Consider the following 18,567-nt stretch of genomic DNA (forward strand, 5'->3'; position numbering starts at 1 on the left):
GTGTTGTTGTCGGTGATGTATGAGGTGCCTTCGCGTGAGGATGTGGGTCAGGTGATCATTACGCGGGAGGCGGTGCGTGAGCACGTGAATCCGACGATCGTGCCTCGGGCCCAACTCCGCCGCGCCCGCCAGGAGAAGTCCGCCTGAGGCCCGTCTGAGACCGCGGGCGCCCCGGGCCGCGCACACGCCCCCGGGACGCCGCCGCCGTCCTGACACCGCGGGATCCCGCCGTCCGGCGGGACCCCGCGCTGGCGCGGAAGGCCCCGCACGACCCCTGTGGCCCCCGTCGGGTTCCGACGGGGGCGGGGCCCGGGGCGGCCTCCCGGGCGCGGGCCCTACTCCTCCAGCACCTGCGCCATCCGCGCGATCTCGGCGTTCTGCTCGGCGATCACGTCGTTGGCCATCCTCAGGACCGTCTGGTCCTTGCCCTCGGCCATCAGGTCCTCGGCCATCGTGACCGCTCCCTCGTGGTGGACGGTCATCAGCTCCACGAAGAGCCGGTCGAACTCGTCGCCCTCGGCCGCGGCCAGCCGCTCCATGTCCTCCTCCGAGGCCATGCCCGGCATGTCGTCGTGGTCCACCTCCAGCTCGCACGCGGGCACGTCGGAGTCCTCCCCGTGGTGCGTGCCGTCGCCCTCCAGCCCGCAGAAGTTCTGGTGCGCCGGGTTCTCCCGCGCCGGGCCGAAGACGTTCTCCTCCAGCCAGGCCTCCATGGCGGTGATCTCCGGGCCCTGGGCGGCCGAGATGCGGTCGGCGATGCTCTCGACGCCCTCGCGCTCGTGCCGCTCGGGGACCAGGTCGGTCATCTCCAGGGCCTGCGCGTGGTGCTCGATCATCTTCACCAGGTAGACCACGTCGGCCTCGTTGTGGCCCTGCTCCTCGGCGAGGGAGGCGATCTGCTCCTCGGTGGCGGGCGTGGACGACTCCCCGGGCGCGCCGGGGGCGATGACGTTGGCCGACTCCTGCTCGCCGTCGCCGCCCGTACAGGCCGAGGCTCCGAGCAGCACGAGAGCGGTTCCGGCCGCGAGTGCCAAACGACGCACGAGGTGTCCTCCGATGGGGTGGGGTGCGGACGGGGCCGCGATGTCGGTGGGGACGGGAACGCCCTCCGGGGGCAACGTCCTGCGGGCTTTCTACTCACTCGCTGGGTGTTTTGTCCAGCCCTGAGCCCGTGTTGGTGCCTCTTCGTTCAGTTGGGGTCCGTGTTCGGGCGCGGACCCCGGCCGTCCTCCCGCGGCGGGCCGGGCCGGTCGTTCCGGTTTCCCCGGGTGTCCACCCAGGCGAGCGGAGTATCACTCAAAGTGGCCAATGCAATCCTTTGGGTGAATAGGGGGGTGCGGGCGATGGCCGAGGCACGAGGACACGGGAACCGGGTGCGCTGGCGGGCCCTCGGGGCGGTACCCCTGCTGACCGCCTCCCTGCTGGCCGTCCCCGGTGCCCGGGCCGACGACGCGACCACCGGCGGGGGGTCGAGCACCTGGCCAACCTGCCCAAATCCGAGGGGCTGGACAGCGACGCCGCGTACAACTCCGACCTCGCCTTCACCGGGAACCACGTCATCGTCGGCAACTACGACGGCTTCTCCGTCTACGACATCTCCCGGCCGCGCGAGCCGCGCCCGGTGACCACTGTCCTGCCCGGCGTCCCGGGGGGCGTGTCGGTCAGCGGCGACCTGTTGTACCTGTCGGTCGACTACCCGCGGGCGGGCACCGAGTGCGGGGCGCCCTCCGTGCCCACCACCGACCCGGACGGGTTCGAGGGCATCCGGATCTTCGACATCTCGGACAAGGCCAACCCCCAGTACGTGTCGGCCGTGCGCACCGACTGCGGTCCGCACACCAACACGCTGGTGCCGGGCAAGGACGGCGAGCACGAGTACGTGTACGTGTCCCCGTGCTCGCCCTCGGGGGACTTCCCGAACTGCCGGTCCCCGCACGACAAGGTCATGGTGGTCGAGGTGCCGCTGGAGGACCCGGCCGGGGCCAGGGTGGTCAACGGCCGCGGATCCTCGCCGAGGGGGCCCACAGGACCACCACGGGCTGCCACGACATCACCGCCCACCCGGTCCGGGACATCGCCGCCGCGGCCTGCCTCGGCGACGGCCTGCTGCTGGACATCTCCGACCCGGTGGAACCGGTCGTCCTCGCACGGGTCCAGGACGAGAACTTCGCGTTCTGGCACTCGGCGACCTTCACCAACGACGCCCGCAGCGGGATCTTCACCGACGAGCTCGGCGGAGGCAGCGCGGCCACCTGTGACGAGGAGACCGGACCCGAGCGAGGCGCCAACGCCGTGTACTCGCCCAACCACGATGGGGTGACCGCTGAGCTGGAGTTCCGGAGCTACTACAAGCTGCCACGTCACCAGACCGAAACCGAGCACTGTGTGGCGCACAACGGCTCGCTGATCCCGGTGCCGGGGCAGGACCACTTCGTGCAGTCCTGGTACCAGGGCGGCGTCTCGGTCATCGACCTGACCGACCCGGACCGGCCGGAGGAGATCGGCTGCTTCGACCGCGGCCCCTGGAAGCCGGGGCGACTGAGCACGGCGGGTTCGTGGTCGGCCTACTACTACAACGGCCACGTCTACTCCTCCGACATCCGGCGAGGGCTTGACGTGCTCGAACTGACGGATCCGCGGCTGGCCGGGGCCGCGGACACGCACCTGGAGGAGTTCAACCCGCAGTCGCAGCCGGTGCTGCCCATGTCCTGACGGAGGGCGGCGGGCGCGCGGAGCGCCGGGACGGTCCACCGGCACTCAGTGTGCCCGCCGCACGGTCCTAGGCACGGTGTGTAGCCAGACCGAGTCAGCCCGACACTGTGTTAAGAAAAAAGTTTCTTTTGTATCCCCCTATACATATTGATCAGCAACTGTGTACCTTCTTCCTGTTTCGCTCCAATCAGAATCAGGAGTACGCATGGCGTCATCCCCCTCAGCCCCCAACCCCCGAAACGCCAGACGCGGACTGGCCGGTCTCACCCTGGCCGGAGCCGCCGCCCTCGTGGCGGGCCTGCTGGTCCCCGCAACGGCCTCGGCCGACGACACGTTCGTCAGCGACGCCGACACCAGCTCCAACGTCACTCATGTGACCAACGTCCCCAAGACCGAGGTGATGAGTGACTTCAACTCGGACCTGGCCTTCACCGGGGACTACGCCATCGGCGGCAACTACAACGGCTTCGTCATCTACGACATCTCGGACCCCGAGAGCCCGCAGGTGGTCTCCGAGGTCCTGTGCCCCGGCGGCCAGGGCGACGTGTCGGTCAGCGGCGACCTGCTCTACTTCTCGGTCGACTACCCGCGGGCGGGCACCGAGTGCGGGGCGCCCTCCGTGCCCACCACCGACCCGAACGGGTTCGAGGGCATCCGGATCTTCGACATCTCGGACAAGGCCAACCCCCAGTACGTGTCGGCCGTGCGCACCGACTGCGGTTCGCACACCAACACGCTGGTGCCGGGCAAGGACGGCGAGCACGAGTACGTGTACGTGTCCTCGTACTCGCCCTCGGCCAGGTTCCCGAACTGCCAGCCCCCGCACGACAAGATCTCCGTCATCGAGATCCCGCTCGACGACCCGGCCGCGGCCAAGGTCATCGACACCCCGGTGCTCTTCCCCGAGGGCGGCAACACCAACACCGCCGGATGCCACGACATCACCGTCTACCCCAAGCGTGACATCGCCGCGGGCGCCTGCATGGGCGACGGCATCCTGATGGACATCTCCGACCCGGCCGCTCCGGTGGTCACCGACGTCGTCCGCGACACCAACTTCGCGTTCTGGCACTCGGCGACCTTCACCAACGACGCGAAGACGGTGCTGTTCACCGACGAGCTCGGCGGCGGCGGTGGCGCCACCTGCAACGAGCGGATCGGCTCCGAGCGCGGTGCCAACGCGATCTACCAGGTCGGCGGCACGAAGGACGCCCCCGAGCTGGGCTTTGAGGGCTACTACAAGCTGCCGCGCCACCAGGCCGACACCGAGAACTGCGTCGCGCACAACGGCTCGCTGATCCCGGTTCCGGGCCGCGACTACTTCGTGCAGTCCTGGTACCAGGGCGGCGTCTCGGTGATCGACTTCAACGACCCGAAGAACGCCCAGGAGATCGGCTACTTCGACCGCGCCCCGATCAACGAGGACCGCCTGGTCCTGGGCGGCTCCTGGTCGGCCTACTACTACAACGGCTACGTCTACTCCTCCGACATCACCCGCGGACTCGACGTCCTCAAGCTGGAGGACCCCCGGTTCCGGGTGGCCGAGCAGGTCCACATGGACGAGTTCAACCCGCAGTCCCAGCCCGAGTACAAGCCCGGGCGGGGCAACGGCCGCTGACCGTCCGGCGCCCCGGACCCCGGTCCGGGGCGCCGTGCCCGAGCGTCCCCGCTGGAGGACGCTCGGGCACGGGGGCCGCGGCCGTGTACGCCGCGCCCCCCGCCCCACCCCCGATCCCCTAGTGCACAGGAGAGCAACAGTGTCCGCACCTCCCGCAGCACCCCGATCCCGGAGGGGGCCGCGGCGCGTCGCGGCCCTGGCCGCCACAGCCGCGGCCTCGCTGCTCGTCGGACTCCTCGGTCCGGCCGGCGCCCTCGCGGACGAGGCCCCCGCCGACAGCATCACCAGCGACAACGTCACCCACGTCACCCACGTGTCCAAGCCCTCGGCCGTGCGCAGCGTCAACTCGGACCTGGCCTTCACCGGGGACTACGCCATCGGCGGCAACTACGACGGCTTCGTCATCTACGACATCTCGAACCCGGAGAGCCCGCAGGTGGTCTCCGAGGTCCTGTGCCCCGGCGGCCAGGGCGACGTGTCGGTCAGCGGCGACCTGCTCTACTTCTCGGTCGACTACCCCCGGGCCAACGAGGACTGCGGCGCTCCGGCCGTGCCCACCACCGACCCGAACGGGTTCGAGGGCATCCGGATCTTCGACATCTCGGACAAGGCCAACCCCCAGTACGTGTCCGCCGTGCGCACCGACTGCGGTTCGCACACGAACACCCTGGTGCCGAGCAAGAGCGGGGACAGCGACCTGATCTACGTGTCCTCGTACTCGCCCTCGGCCAGGTTCCCGAACTGCCAGCCCCCGCACGACAAGATCTCCGTCATCGAGGTGCCGCACGACGCGCCCGAGGAGGCCGCGGTCGTCAACGAGCCGGTGCTCTTCCCGGACGGCGGGAACCACGAGCAGGGCAACCTGCTGCTGCCCACCCAGGGCTGCCACGACATCACCGTGTACGCCGAGCGCGACATCGCCGCGGGCGCCTGCATGGGCGACGGCATCCTGATGGACATCTCCGACCCGGTGAACCCGGTCGTCATCGAGCAGGTCCGGGACGAGAACTTCGCGTTCTGGCACTCGGCCACCTTCACCAACGACGCGAAGACGGTGCTGTTCACCGACGAGCTCGGCGGCGGCGGCGCGCCCACCTGCACCGAGGAGATCGGCCCCGAGCGCGGTGCCAACGCGATCTACCAGGTCGGCGGCACGAAGGGCGCCCCCGAGCTGGACTTCGCCAGCTACTACAAGATCGAGCGCCACCAGGGCGACCAGGTCTGCGTGGCGCACAACGGCTCGCTGATCCCGGTCCCCGGCCGCGACTACTTCGTGCAGTCCTGGTACCAGGGCGGCGTCTCGGTGATCGACTTCAACGACCCGAAGAACGCCGAGGAGATCGGCTTCTTCGACGTCGACTCCCGCGTGGAGGAGGGCGTCCAGGACAACGACACCTGGTCGGCCTACTACTACAACGGCTACGTGTACTCGTCGGACATCGAGCGCGGCCTGGACGTGCTGCGCCTCGACGACCCGCGCCTGCGCGCGGCCGAACGGGTCCGCATGGAGGAGTTCAACCCGCAGAGCCAGGCGAGCTACCGGCCGGGCCGCGGCAACGGTCGCTAGGACAAACCCCTCAGAGGGCGGCCCCGGCGGGGGCGGTGCCGCGGCACCGCCCCCGCCTTCGTGCGTCCGGCCCGGGCTCAGCCGAAGAGGCGGTCGGTGGGGGCGTCCACCGCCTCCAGCACCCGCCCGGTGAAGTAGACCGTGCCCAGGGCCAGGATCCGTCCGCCGAGGGCGCGCAGGGAGTCGGGGGACAGGTCCCCGGCCTCCATCCGGCCCCAGCGCGCGGGCAGGGCGTGCTCGAAGCGCAGGTGGGCCTCGGGCAGGCGCACCGCGGTCACGGGCAGGCCGCCCAGCGCCGCCACGGCACCGGACACGTCCTTGTGGTCGGGCAGGCACAGCAGCACGTGGTCCACCCCGCCCCACAGCGCCCGGGCGTGGTCCAGCGCGGCGGCGACCCCGGTGCGCTCGATGGCCGAGTCCACCAGCACCTCCGCCACCGGCGTTCCCGCGGCCCCGGTTCCCGGCGCGCTCCCGGCCGGGACGGTGTGGCGGGACAGCCGTCCCGGCAGCCGGACGGTGCGCAGCACCGCGTGCAGCCGTTCGGGGTCCAGCGGGGGCCGGCCCAGGTGCTCCAGCATCCGCGCCGCGGCGGCCGTGCCCAGCACCCCCGAGGCGGCGGACAGGCCCGGCGGGCGCAGGCCGGGCGGCGGCTCCGTCCCGGGCAGCGCGGGGTCGACCACCTCGGCGCGCACCCGTCCGCCGGTGGCCCCGGCCAGGGCGGCGTCGACCTCGGCGGCCACCTCCGCCGTCTGGGGCAGGCGCACCAGCGCCCGGGTCCGCTCCCCGGCCACCCCGGTCTTCTCGCGGGCGATCTCCACCACGTTCGCGCCCAGCACCCCCACGTGCTCGGCGAAGACCTTCCCCAGCGCGACCACCTCCGGGCCGACCAGGCGCAGCTCGTCCCGGTGGCCGCCCATCCCGGCCTCCAGCACGCACACGTCCGCGCCCGCCTCCCGGGCGCGCAGCAGACCCGCGAACAGGAACAGCCCGCTCGGCGCCAGGTAGCCGCCGGCCTCCTCCGGCGGGGGCAGCTCCCGGCGGGCCGCCTCGATCCGGGCCCCCAGGGCGTCGAGTTCGGCGTCGGTCACCGACGTCCCGTCCACCCGCACCCGCTCCCGGTAGGACCGGAAGCTCGGCCCGGTGACCAGGACCGTGCGCAGCCCGGCCGAGGACAGCGCGGCCGCGGCCGTGGTCGCGGTACTGCCCTTGCCCTTGGAGCCCACCACCCCCAGCACCGGGGCACGTGCGGTGTCCAGTCCGAGCAGGCGCGCGAGCGCGGCGGCGCGGTCCAGGCTGCGGGTCACTCCGGGGCTCCGTCGCGTCCACTCGGTGAAGAAGGGGTCAAGGCTTGGCATGGCACCAGTATGGTCTGCGCGACATACGCCAACGGTTCCTTTGCCCGGGGTCCGTGCCCAGGTGGGGGCGCGTACACTTGCCCGGGTGTACACCCCGAACACACGAGACACCGAGACGCCGTGAGTGACGACAGCGCCGAGCGACGCTATACCGAGGTGACCGCGGAGATCCTCTCCCGCGCGCCCGAGTCCGAGATCGACCCTCGACTGGACCGGGTCCGCACCCTGCTGGACCTCCTGGGCGACCCGCACCGCACCTTCCGGGTCATCCATGTCACGGGCACCAACGGCAAGACCTCCACCGCCCGCATGATCGACGCGCTCATGCGCGCGCGGGGCCTGCGCGTGGGCAGGTACACCAGCCCGCACCTGCGCACCGTGCGCGAGCGCGTGGTCATCGACGGGGAGCCGATCTCCGAGGAGCGGTTCGTCGAGGCCTACGACGACATCCGCCCCTACGTCGAGATGGCCGACGCGATGAACGACGCCCCGCTGTCGTTCTTCGAGATCCTCACGGTCATGGCCTACGCCGTCTTCGCCGACGCCCCCGTGGACGTCGCCGTGGTCGAGGTCGGCATGGGCGGCCGCTGGGACGCCACCAACGTCGTCGACGGAGACGTCGCCGTGGTGACCCCCATCGGGATCGACCACACCGACTACCTGCCCGACACGCTGGAGGGCATCGCCGACGAGAAGTCGGGCATCATCAAGCCCGGCTCCGTGGCGGTGCTGGCCCAGCAGCCGCTGCCCGCAGCCGAGACCCTCCTCCGCAACGCCGCCGAGGTGGGCGCCCAGGTGGCCCGGGAGGGCTTCGAGTTCGGGGTCACCTCCCGGGAGGTCGCCGTCGGCGGCCAGCAGATCGCGGTCAAGGGCCTCACCGGCAGCTACGAGAACCTGTTCCTCCCCCTGTTCGGGGAGCACCAGGCCGGGAACGCCGCCGTGGCCGTCGCGGCCGCGGAGGCGTTCGCCTCCTCCGACGACGCCGTCGGACTGGACCCCGCGATCGTCGGAGAGGCCCTGGCGGGGGTCGACTCCCCGGGCCGCATGGAGGTCGTGCGCACCAGCCCGACCATCCTCGCCGACGCCGCGCACAACCCGGCCGGAATGATCGCCACGGCCGCCGCGGTGGAGGAGGCCTTCACCTTCTCCCGGCTGGTCGGCGTGGTCGCGATCATGGCCGACAAGGACGTGGAGGGGATCCTGGACCCCCTCGAACCACTGCTCGACGAGATCGTCGTCACCCGTAACTCCTCACCGCGCTCCCTCGAACCGGACCGGCTGGCCGCCGTCGCCCAGCAGATCTTCGGCGAGGACCGCGTGCACGTGGCTCCCAGACTCGACGACGCCATCGACCAGGCCGTGGGCCTGGCCGAGGAGAACGGCGAGTTCGGCGGTACCGGTGTACTCGTCACCGGCTCCGTCGTGACCGCGGGCGACGCCGTGCACCTGCTGCGCGGTGCGGGGCAGTGACGGACAGGACGGCGGTCCACGACGAAGGGAACCTCCCGTGCGCGTAGTGTGCGCTGTCATCCTGGCCTTCGAGGTCATCGTGATCGGCCTCTTCATACCCGTCGCCATCTCCCTGGAGGGGATGGACCCGCTCCTGGCCTCGGGCCTGTGGGGCGGCATGGCCGCCGCGGCCCTCGTGCTGGCCGGGCTCCAGAAGTACCGCTGGGCCCACTACGCCGCCTGGGTGCTGCAGGCCGCGTTCCTGTTCACCTCCTTCCTGGTGTCGGGGGCCATGCTGATCGCCGTGGTCTTCGTGTCCCTGTGGGTGACCGGTGTGGTCATGGGCAGCCGCACCGACGAGATGAAGGCCGCGCACCAGGCCCGGGCCGAGGCCGGGGCGGCTGACGGCGACGGGCCGGGCGGAGACCCCGCGTCCTCCGCGCGGTCCCGGCAAACGCGATAGTGTGACGCACGTCCGGGCGGGCGGCCGCTCCGGGAGCACACCTCCCCTCCTCGGTCCCCGCGTCCGCGACCCATCACCCGAATCCCTCCGTGTGCGGCCGATGCCGTGGGCGATGCCCACGTGCGCCCCGCGGAGCCCCAGTGAGGAGTTGACACGCACGTGGAGCGCACTCTCGTTCTCATCAAGCCGGACGGCGTCCGCCGCAACATCGTCGGCGAGGTCATCTCGCGCATCGAGCGCAAGGGCCTGAAGCTGGTCGCGATGGAGCTGCGCACGCTCGACGCCGAGACCGCCCGGACGCACTACGAGGAGCACGCCGAACGCCCCTTCTTCGGCTCGCTCGTCGAGTTCATCACCGGAGGTCCGCTGGTGGCCATGGTGGTCGAGGGCGAGCGCGCGGTGGAGGCCTTCCGCGCCCTGGCCGGGGCCACCGACCCGGTGACCGCCGCCCCCGGCACCATCCGCGGCGACTTCGCGCTGGAGGTGCAGCAGAACATCGTGCACGGTTCGGACTCCACCTACTCCGCCGAGCGCGAGATCAAGCTCTTCTTCCCCGACCTGTAGGCCGGGAGGACCGGGAGGGCCGCGGGTTGGCATGGACCCGCGGCCCCCGCTGTTCAGGGCGACTTCTTCCCATTCGTCCACCGTCGAGGCAACAATTCGGTGTGTTTGCGTAACGGACTAAGTGCAGACCGTTACGATACGGGGGACTGAATACCTATCGTGCTGGATCGGCTACGTATGGTCGCTCCGCGCAACCACGCCCGACACGGCGCCTCTGAGGACGTTACATGCCGAACAACCTTGCTTTTCTCGGCCGGGACATGGCCGTCGACCTTGGTACCGCCAACACGCTCGTGTACGTGCGCGGACGCGGCATCGTTCTGAACGAGCCGTCGGTGGTCGCGCTCAACACCTCCACGGGCAAGATCGTCGCCGTCGGCATCGAGGCCAAGCAGATGATCGGCCGCACGCCCAACAACATCACGGCCATCCGCCCCCTCAAGGACGGCGTCATCGCCGACTTCGAGATCACCGAGCGCATGCTGCGCTACTTCATCCAGAAGATCCACCGACGGCGCCACTTCGCCAAGCCGCGCCTCATCGTCGCCGTTCCCAGCGGTATCACCTCCGTCGAGCACCGCGCCGTCAAGGAGGCGGGTTTCCAGGCGGGCGCGCGCAGGGTCTACATCATCGAGGAGCCCATGGCCGCCGCGATCGGCGCCGGGCTCCCCGTCCACGAGCCCACCGGGAACATGGTCGTGGACATCGGCGGCGGCACCACCGAGGTGGCCGTGATCTCCATGGGCGGCATCGTCACCTCGCAGTCCATCCGCGTGGGCGGGGACGAACTGGACCAGGCCATCGCGACCTTCGTCAAGAAGGAGTACTCCCTGATGATCGGGGAGCGCACCGCCGAGGAGCTCAAGATGGCCGTCGGCTCGGCCTACCCGACCGGCGCCGAGGAGATCCGCGCCGAGGTGCGCGGGCGCGACCTCGTCAGCGGCCTGCCCAAGACCATCGTCCTGTCCGAGACCGACGTGCGCCAGGCCATCGAGGAACCGGTCACCGCCATCATCGACGCGGTGCGCACCAGCCTCGACAAGTGCCCGCCCGAACTGTCCGGCGACATCATGGACCGCGGCATCGCGGTCACCGGGGGCGGGGCCCTGCTGCGCGGACTCGACGAACGGCTCCTGCACGAGACCGGGATGCCCATCCACGTGGCCGACAACGCCCTCGACTGCGTCGCCGTCGGCTCGGGCACCTGCGTCGAGAACTACGAACGGCTCCACCAGGTCCTCGTGCCCGAACGGCGGCGATGACATGTTCCGCGACTCCACCAGATCCCGACTCTTCCTCGCCGTGCTCGTCGCGGCGGCCGTGGCCCTGCTCGTCCTGGACGCCCGCCCGGGCGGCGACCCCGTCACCTCGACCGCCCGCGCGGGGGGCGAACTCGTCTTCGCGCCCACCGCGGCGGGCGTGGGCTGGGCCGTCGCCCCGGCCGCCGCCCTCGTCGACGGACTGCGCCAGAGCCCCGAGACCGCCGAACGCGTCGCCGAACTGGAGCAGGCCAACGCCGCGCTGGAGTCCCAGCTGCAGGCCGCGCGCATCGACGAGCGGCGCGCCGAGCAGCTCGACGAACTGCTCGGCCTGGCGGGCCTGGGCGGCTACGAGATCGTGCCCGCCCAGGCCGTCACCCGGGTCACCGCCCGGGGCTACGCCGACACGGTCACCATCGACGTGGGCACCGAGTCGGGCGTGCGCCCGGACATGACCGTGGTCAACGGCTCCGGCCTCGTGGGAAGGGTGACCGACGCCGGTCCGCGCACCGCCACGGTCACGCTCGCCACCGACGTCGGCTCCGCCGTAGGCGCCCGGCTGGAGGCCACCCGCAAGATCGGCGCGGTCACCGGCGGCAGCGTCCCCGGCGGGCCCGACGCCGAGCTCACCCTGGAGCTGTTCGACCTGGAGGCACCGGTGGAGCCCGGCGACCGGGTGGTCACGCTCGGCTCGCACGAGGGCGCCCCCTTCGTGCCCGGCGTCCCCATCGGCACCGTCGACGAGGTGGTGGCCACGCCCGGCTCGCTCAGCCGCCTCGCCCGCCTCACCCCGGCCGTGGACTTCGCGTCCCTGGACGTGGTGGGCGTGGTGGTCCGGGGCCCGGCCCAGGACCCGCGCGACTCCGTGCTCCCGCCCCGACCCGAGAAGGGGGACCAGTCATGAGGACACTCGCGACCCTGGCCCTGGTGTGCGTCGCCGTCGTCGCCCAGGCCGCCGTCGTCAACCGCCTCCCGCTGGGGTGGGGGGCCGGACCGGACCTGGTGGTCGCGGTCGTCGTCGCGGTCGCCCTGACCGCCAGCCCCGGCGCGGCCGCCGGATGCGGCTTCGCCGCCGGGCTGGCCATGGACGTCCTGCCTCCCGCCGAACACGCCCTGGGCCGCTACGCCCTGGTGCTGTGCGTGGCCGCCTACACGCTGGCCCTGCTGCACCGCAACACCGGAGCCGCCGGCCCGCTGGGCGGACGCCCCTCGGCGTGGGCGGTGGCGGGCGCCACCGCCGTCACCGCGGCGGGCGTGGGCCTGGGGTACGCGGCCGTCGGCCTGCTCATGGGCGACGCCCGGGTGACGCTGGCCGCGGTCGCCGTCAACGTGCTGGTGGGCACCGCGCTCACCGCCCTGGTCTCTCCCGTGGCCACCCTCCCGCTGCTGCGCCTGCGCGGCGCCCTCTCCGACGGTGAGTACGCCACGGTGCACGGTCCCGTCCCGGGCGGGTGGTGAGCCGTGCTCAGGGCACCCGACGACGACTTCGAGGTCCCCGGGCGCAGGCTCGGCCGGGCCGGGCTCGTCATGGCCCAGGTCCTGGTCCTGGCGCTCTTCGCGGTCCTGGCCGCACGCCTGTGGTACCTGCAGATCCCGATGTGGGAGCACTACCGGGAGCTGGCGGTGGCCAACCACCACCAGCAGCTCATCGTCCCCGCCACGCGCGGGCAGATCCTCGACGCCACCGGCCGGCCGCTGGTGAACAACCGGACCGAGCTGGTGGTCTCCGGCGACTACCACGAGCTCACGGGCATGGAGGACGGCGGCGCCAAGGTCCTCGCAGACCTGTCCGAGGTGCTCGACGTGCCGCTGGAGGAGCTCCAGCAGCGCATGCGCCTGTGCGGCCCCGAGGTGAGCCGCCCCTGCTGGCCGGGCTCGCCCTACCAACCGGTCACCCTGGCCGAGGACGTGGAGCCGTCCGTGGCCCTGCAGATCATGGAGCGGGCCGACGCCTTCCCCGGCATCAGCGCCCAGGCCCACGCCGTCCGCGAGTACCCGCAGGGCGAGCACGGCTCACAGATGCTGGGCTACCTGCAGCCGGTCACCCAGGAGGAACTGGAGGCCCGCGAGGACCTGCGCACCCAGTTCACCGGCATCGACCAGGTCGGCCGCGACGGCGTGGAGGCGGTCTACGACGCGCAGCTGCGCGGCACGGCGGGCAAGCGGGTCCTGGGAGTGAACAACCACGGCGAGGTCATGGAGGTGATCTCCGAGACGCCGCCCGAACCCGGCATGCACCTGGTCACCCACGTCGACCTGGGCGTGCAGAAGGTCGCCGAGGAGGCCCTGGCCGAGGGCATGGCCAATGCCAGGCCCCGGTACAAGGCCGACTCCGGCGCCGCCATCGTCCTGGACGTGCGCACCGGCGGGGTGGTGGCCATGGCGAGCCTGCCCACCTACGACCCGGCGATCTGGCGCGGCGGCATCGACCAGGAGACCTTCGACCGGATGCTCAGCGAGGAGGCGGGCGAGCCCCTGCTCTCCCGCGCGGTCCAGGGCACCTACCCGCCGGGCTCCACGTTCAAGGTCTCCTCGCTCTCGGCCGCGGCCGAGAACGGGTACTCGCTGCGCAGCACCTACGCCTGCCCGGGGTCGGTGACCCTGGCCGGGCAGAGCTACTCCAACTACGAGGGGCAGGGGCAGGGGCCGCTCACGCTGCACCGGGCGATCGTGGTCTCCTGCAACACCGTCTTCTACAACTTCGGCTACCAGATGTGGAAGGAGGACGGCGGCCTGCACCCCGAGGGCGAGCCGAAGGAGGCCATGGCCAACATGGCGCGCGGCTTCGGCTTCGGATCCCCGACCGGGATCGACCTGCCCTACGAGACCGGCGGGCGCATCCCCGACCGTGAGTGGAAGCGCACCTTCTGGCAGGAGACCCGCGAGAACAACTGCTACCGGGGCCAGCACGGCTACCCGGAGGTGGCCGAGACCGACCCCTCGCGCGCGGCCTACCTCAAGCTGCTGGCCTACGAGCAGTGCGTCGAGGGCTTCGAGTGGCGGGCCAACGAGGCGATCAACTTCTCCATCGGACAGGGCGACGTGCTGGTCAGTCCGCTCCAGCTCGCCAACGCCTACGCGGCCATCGCCAACGGCGGCACGCTCTACGAGCCCCGTATCGGCAAGGCGCTGGTCTCCGCGGACGGCACGCGGGTGCAGCCGATCGAACCCGTGGTCCGCGGCAAACTGCCGATCAGCGACGAGACCCTGCGCTACCTGCAGGACGCGCTCACCGCGGTCCCCAAGGAGGGCACCGCCCGCGGTGCCTTCGCCGGGTTCCCGCAGGACAGGGTGTCCGTCGCGGGCAAGACCGGCAGCGCGGACGTGGAGGGCCGCCAGGTCTCCTCCTGGTTCGCCTCCTACGCGCCCGCCGACGACCCGCAGTTCGCCATCGTCGTCCTGGTCTCCCAGGGCGGTACCGGCGGTATGACGGCGGCGCCCATCGCCCGGGCCATCTACGACGGCATCTACGGGTTCACGAACGCGGACGCGGCCGCCGCGGGCGAGGCCGAGGGGGAGGAGGGCGCCACCTCCGCGAAACCGCTGCTCCCGGGCGGCAAGCCGACCGAGGAGCTGCCGACCATCCGTCCCGACGGTTCCATCGACGTGCTGGATCGGTGAGCATGAGCACATACCTGGGGGCTCCCCGGACGCGGAGCGCCGAACTCGGGCGCAGCGCCGCGGGACTGGCGCGGCGGCTGGACTGGACGCTGGTGGGTTCGGTGGCCGTACTGTGCGCCGTCGGCTCGCTGCTGGTGTGGTCGGCGACCCTGCCCGGCGACGGCGGGCACCCGCTGGACTCCACCGGCCACCTGCGCCGCCACCTGCTCCACCTGGCGGTGGCGTGGGTGCTGTGCCTGCTGGTGGCCTCGGTGGACCACCGCACCATCCGCGCCTACGCGCCCGTCGCCTACCTGGTCACGATCATCGGCCTGGTGCTGGTGCTCACCCCGCTCGGCGCGGTGATCAACGGCTCGCGCGGCTGGATCGTGGTCGGCGGATTCCAGTTCCAGCCCAGTGAGCTGGCCAAGGTCGGGCTGGTCCTGATCCTGGCGACCCTGCTGGGGGAGCCCCGCGACGGCGAGGCGCGGCCGATGACGCGCGACGTGCTGTTCTGCCTGGTGGTGCTGACGGCACCGCTGGCGCTGGTGATGGCCCAGCCCGACCTGGGCACCACCCTGGTGCTCGGCGCGATCTTCCTGGGGACGCTCACGCTCTCGGGCGCCCCGATCGTGTGGGTGGCCGGAATGCTGGCCTGCGGCGCGTTCGGGGCCTTCTGCGTGTGGTGGTTCGACATGCTGGAGCCCTACCAGCTGGACCGCATCGCCACCCTGATGGACCCGGCGGCCGACCCGATGGGCGCGGGGTACAACTCCAACCAGGCGCTCATCGCGGTGGGCTCGGGCGGGTTCAACGGGACCGGGCTGTTCCAGGGCGAGCAGACGCACGGGCGGTTCGTGCCCGAACAGCACACCGACTTCATCTTCACGGTGGCGGGGGAGGAGCTCGGGTTCACCGGCGCCGTTCTGGTCATCGGCCTGTTCGCGCTCATCCTGTGGCGGATCCTGCGCATCGCCCAGGGGTGTGAGCAGCCCTACCCGCGCCTGCTGTGCGTGGGCGTGGCCGCGTGGTTCGGCTTCCAGGCCTTCATCAACATCGGGATGGGCCTGGGCATCATGCCGGTGACCGGTCTGCCGCTGCCGTTCGTGTCCTACGGCGGCACCGCGATCATGGCCAACATGATCGCCCTCGGCCTGGTGCTGGGGGTCCACTCCCGCGACCGCGGCTTCGCCTGACGGGTCCGTCCGGCGGCCCCCGCCGACGGGTCCGCCGAAGGGGAGACCGGAACCTCCCGACGGGCCGTCACCGGGCCGTGCGCGCCGGTAGCCTGGAGGGATCCACGCGGCGTCCACCACGCGTCCCGGTGGCACCTCCCGTTCCGGCGGGAGCCGCGCGTTCCGACACGATGTCCGCCGAGCGAAGGCCCACACCATGTCCGTCGAAAGCCTCTTTCCGAGACTGGAACCCCTGCTGACGCAGGTGAGCAAGCCCATCCAGTACGTGGGGGGCGAGCTCAACTCCGTGGTCAAGGACTGGGACGCCACCCAGGTGCGCTGGGCGCTGATGTACCCGGACGCCTACGAGGTGGGCGTGCCCAACCAGGGTGTGCAGATCCTGTACGAGGTCCTGAACGAACGCGAGGGCGTGCTGGCCGAGCGCGCCTACGCGGTCTGGCCGGACCTGGAGAAGCTCATGCGCGAGCACGGCGTACCGCACTTCACCGTGGACGCCCACCGGCCGCTGACCGCCTTCGACGTGCTCGGGTTGAGCTTCGCCAGCGAGATGGGCTACACCAACATGCTCACCGCGCTGGACCTGGCCGGTATCCCGCTGCACGCGGCCGACCGCACCGAGGAGCACCCCGTGGTGCTGGCGGGCGGGCACTCGGCCTTCAACCCCGAGCCGATCGCCGACTTCCTGGACGCGGTGGTGCTGGGCGACGGCGAGGAGATCACCCTCGCCATCACCGAGATCATCCGCGAGTTCAAGGAGGAGGGCGAGCCGGGCGGGCGCGACGGCCTCCTGCTGCGCCTGGCCGCGACCGGCGGGGTCTACGTGCCGCGCTTCTTCGACGTGTCCTACCACGACGACGGCCGGATCGCCGCCTACACGCCCAACCGGCCCGGGGTCCCCGGCACCGTGCAGAAGCACACCGTCATGGACCTGGACCAGTGGCCCTACCCCAAGAAGCCCATCGTGCCGACGGCCGAGTCCGTGCACGAGCGCTACAGCGTGGAGATCTTCCGGGGCTGCACGCGCGGCTGCCGGTTCTGCCAGGCGGGGATGATCACCCGCCCGGTGCGCGAGCGCAACAAGGAGACCGTCACCAGGATGGTCGAGGACGGCGTGAAGGCCTCCGGCTTCCAGGAGGTGGGCCTGCTGTCGCTGTCCAGCGCCGACCACAGCGAGATCGGGCAGATCGCCAAGGGCCTCGCCGACCGCTACGAGGGCACCAACACCGGCCTGTCGCTGCCCTCCACCCGGGTGGACGCGTTCAACATCGACCTGGCCAACGAGCTGACCCGCAACGGGCGCCGCTCCGGCCTCACGTTCGCCCCCGAGGGCGGCAGCGAGCGCATGCGCCGGGTGATCAACAAGATGGTCACCGAGGAGGACCTGATCCGTACCGTCACCGCCGCCTACGCGGCCGGGTGGCGGCAGGTGAAGCTGTACTTCATGTGCGGGCTGCCCACCGAGGAGGACGAGGACGTCCTGGCCATCGCCGACCTGGCCACGGAGGTGATCCGGGCCGGCCGCGAGGTGACCGGGCGCAAGGACATCCGCTGCACGGTCTCCATCGGCGGATTCGTGCCCAAGCCGCAGACCCCGTTCCAGTGGGCGGGGCAGACCTCGCACGAGGAGGTCGACGCGCGGCTGCGCAAGCTCCGCGACCGGCTGCGCGGCGACCGCAAGTACGGCAAGTCGATCGGCCTGCGCTACCACGAGGGGCGGCCCTCCATCATCGAGGGCCTGCTCTCCCGGGGCGACCGCCGGGTCGGCCGGGTGATCGAGGAGGTCTGGCGCGCCGGTGGGCGGTTCGACGGCTGGAGCGAGCACTTCTCCTACGAGCGGTGGACCAAGGCGGCCGAGACGGCCCTGGCCGGCCTTCCGGTGGACGTGGACTGGTTCACCACCCGCGAGCGCGACGAGGATGAGGTCCTGCCCTGGGACCACCTGGACGCGGGTCTGGACCGCTCGTGGTTGTGGCAGGACTGGCAGGACTCGCTGCACGGCGAGGAGTCGCTGGAGGTCGACGACTGCCGCTGGAACCCCTGCTACGACTGCGGTGTGTGCCCGAGCATGGGCACCGAGATCCAGATCAACGCCCCCTCGGAGGGCCGCCCGCTGCTGCCGCTGTCCGTGGTGTAGCCGCTCCCGCGCACGGACCCGCTCCGGGCTGGGCGGAGCGAAGCCGCGCCGCCCCGGAGCGGGCCCCCGCGGACGGGGGGCACCGCTAGTCGGCTGAGGCGGCCCCAGCCGCCCGAGAGCGCACCGCGGCCGTGGTCCTGACCGGTCTGCGTTCGGTCTGAGGGGGAGAGGCGGGGAGTCGGAGCAGTTGTCCCCGGTGTGGGACCGGGCCTGGGGCGGTCGGGACGCGGACGCCGGGGCGGACAGGTGTGTCCGAAGGGGTGTGGAGTAGGATGCGCGCTCCGGCGCTGCCTCAACCCGTTGGGGAGGCGGCCCGGGGAGGAAGGTGTACGGCCCGGCGCCCCGCTCGCGCCGGGCCGTACGTGTAATAGGACTCGCGGGGTGCGCGGGGGGTTGCCATCGCGAGCAGATTTTCTTCGGATTTTTTTCGGCGGACCCCGTGTTCTGGGAGTGAACGCCGGTTCGATGCCCGTTCCGACCCGCCCGGGACTTTTCGAGCGCAGGTCAGTGGGGGAGATACCGGTATGCGTAGTCCTGTTGGCGCATGTGCACCACCGCGCACCGTACGCTGAACAGGACGAGGAACAGCCCCTTCAGGTCGCCCCGCCGACCACACCAGGGGGCATGAGGAAAGGAGTTGAGCTGCCCCC

General features: G+C 71.5%; 13 protein-coding genes and 2 pseudogenes. 13 read left to right on the top strand and 2 right to left on the bottom strand.

The window, feature by feature from the left end:
* Positions 1–147: pseudogene (locus tag FYW95_RS28170) on the top strand (ATP-dependent Clp protease ATP-binding subunit ClpX); the annotation flags it as partial.
* A 188-nt stretch (positions 148–335) separates the two neighbouring features.
* On the opposite strand, the gene FYW95_RS12350 reads toward FYW95_RS28170, so the two are convergent.
* Positions 336–1,043, bottom strand: coding sequence for a DUF305 domain-containing protein (locus FYW95_RS12350; RefSeq protein WP_160050355.1), 708 nt, complete (start codon positions 1,041–1,043; stop codon positions 336–338).
* Positions 1,044–1,343: 300 nt separating this feature from the next.
* On the opposite strand from FYW95_RS12350, the pseudogene FYW95_RS12355 reads away from it, so the two are divergent.
* The 3 genes and pseudogenes from FYW95_RS12355 to FYW95_RS12365 all read left to right on the top strand — a co-directional run bounded on the left by FYW95_RS12355 (position 1,344) and on the right by FYW95_RS12365 (position 5,897).
* Positions 1,344–2,712: pseudogene (locus FYW95_RS12355) on the top strand (LVIVD repeat-containing protein).
* 205 nt (positions 2,713–2,917) lie between these two features.
* Positions 2,918–4,330, top strand: coding sequence for an LVIVD repeat-containing protein (locus tag FYW95_RS12360; RefSeq protein ID WP_159942799.1), 1,413 nt, complete (start codon positions 2,918–2,920; stop codon positions 4,328–4,330).
* 139 nt (positions 4,331–4,469) lie between these two features.
* Positions 4,470–5,897, top strand: coding sequence for an LVIVD repeat-containing protein (locus FYW95_RS12365; RefSeq protein WP_159942798.1), 1,428 nt, complete (start codon positions 4,470–4,472; stop codon positions 5,895–5,897).
* A gap of 77 nt (positions 5,898–5,974) precedes the next feature.
* Here the strand turns inward: FYW95_RS12365 and FYW95_RS12370 are convergent, their stop codons facing one another.
* On the bottom strand, positions 5,975–7,252 hold the full coding sequence (locus tag FYW95_RS12370; RefSeq protein WP_160050356.1) for a folylpolyglutamate synthase/dihydrofolate synthase family protein: 1,278 nt from the start codon (positions 7,250–7,252) through the stop codon (positions 5,975–5,977).
* A 120-nt stretch (positions 7,253–7,372) separates the two neighbouring features.
* On the opposite strand from FYW95_RS12370, the gene FYW95_RS12375 reads away from it, so the two are divergent.
* The 9 genes from FYW95_RS12375 to FYW95_RS12415 all read left to right on the top strand — a co-directional run bounded on the left by FYW95_RS12375 (position 7,373) and on the right by FYW95_RS12415 (position 17,917).
* Positions 7,373–8,722, top strand: a complete 1,350-nt coding sequence (locus tag FYW95_RS12375; protein WP_159942796.1) for a bifunctional folylpolyglutamate synthase/dihydrofolate synthase — start codon at positions 7,373–7,375, stop codon at positions 8,720–8,722.
* 37 nt (positions 8,723–8,759) lie between these two features.
* Positions 8,760–9,164 (top strand): DUF4233 domain-containing protein, encoded by a 405-nt coding sequence (locus tag FYW95_RS12380; protein WP_159942795.1) that lies wholly within the window; start codon positions 8,760–8,762, stop codon positions 9,162–9,164.
* 159 nt (positions 9,165–9,323) lie between these two features.
* Positions 9,324–9,728, top strand: coding sequence for a nucleoside-diphosphate kinase (ndk, locus tag FYW95_RS12385; protein ID WP_159942794.1), 405 nt, complete (start codon positions 9,324–9,326; stop codon positions 9,726–9,728).
* A 227-nt stretch (positions 9,729–9,955) separates the two neighbouring features.
* Complete coding sequence (locus FYW95_RS12390; RefSeq protein WP_159942793.1) at positions 9,956–10,990, top strand: rod shape-determining protein; 1,035 nt, start codon at positions 9,956–9,958, stop codon at positions 10,988–10,990.
* Position 10,991: 1 nt separating this feature from the next.
* Entirely contained in the window at positions 10,992–11,891 is a 900-nt protein-coding gene (gene mreC / locus FYW95_RS12395) for a rod shape-determining protein MreC (RefSeq protein WP_159942792.1), read from the top strand.
* Complete coding sequence (gene mreD, locus FYW95_RS12400; RefSeq protein ID WP_159942791.1) at positions 11,888–12,445, top strand: rod shape-determining protein MreD; 558 nt, start codon at positions 11,888–11,890, stop codon at positions 12,443–12,445. The genes mreC and mreD overlap by 4 nt, the downstream gene beginning before the upstream one ends.
* A gap of 69 nt (positions 12,446–12,514) precedes the next feature.
* Positions 12,515–14,608, top strand: a complete 2,094-nt coding sequence (mrdA, locus tag FYW95_RS12405) for a penicillin-binding protein 2 (protein WP_159942820.1) — start codon at positions 12,515–12,517, stop codon at positions 14,606–14,608.
* A 2-nt stretch (positions 14,609–14,610) separates the two neighbouring features.
* Complete coding sequence (gene rodA / locus FYW95_RS12410; RefSeq protein ID WP_159942790.1) at positions 14,611–15,783, top strand: rod shape-determining protein RodA; 1,173 nt, start codon at positions 14,611–14,613, stop codon at positions 15,781–15,783.
* A 196-nt stretch (positions 15,784–15,979) separates the two neighbouring features.
* Positions 15,980–17,917, top strand: coding sequence for a TIGR03960 family B12-binding radical SAM protein (locus tag FYW95_RS12415; RefSeq protein ID WP_159942789.1), 1,938 nt, complete (start codon positions 15,980–15,982; stop codon positions 17,915–17,917).
* The last annotated feature ends 650 nt before the right edge of the window (positions 17,918–18,567 follow it).

It is taken from the genome of Nocardiopsis sp. FR4, from assembly GCF_009830945.1.
Taxonomy (GTDB): domain Bacteria; phylum Actinomycetota; class Actinomycetes; order Streptosporangiales; family Streptosporangiaceae; genus Nocardiopsis.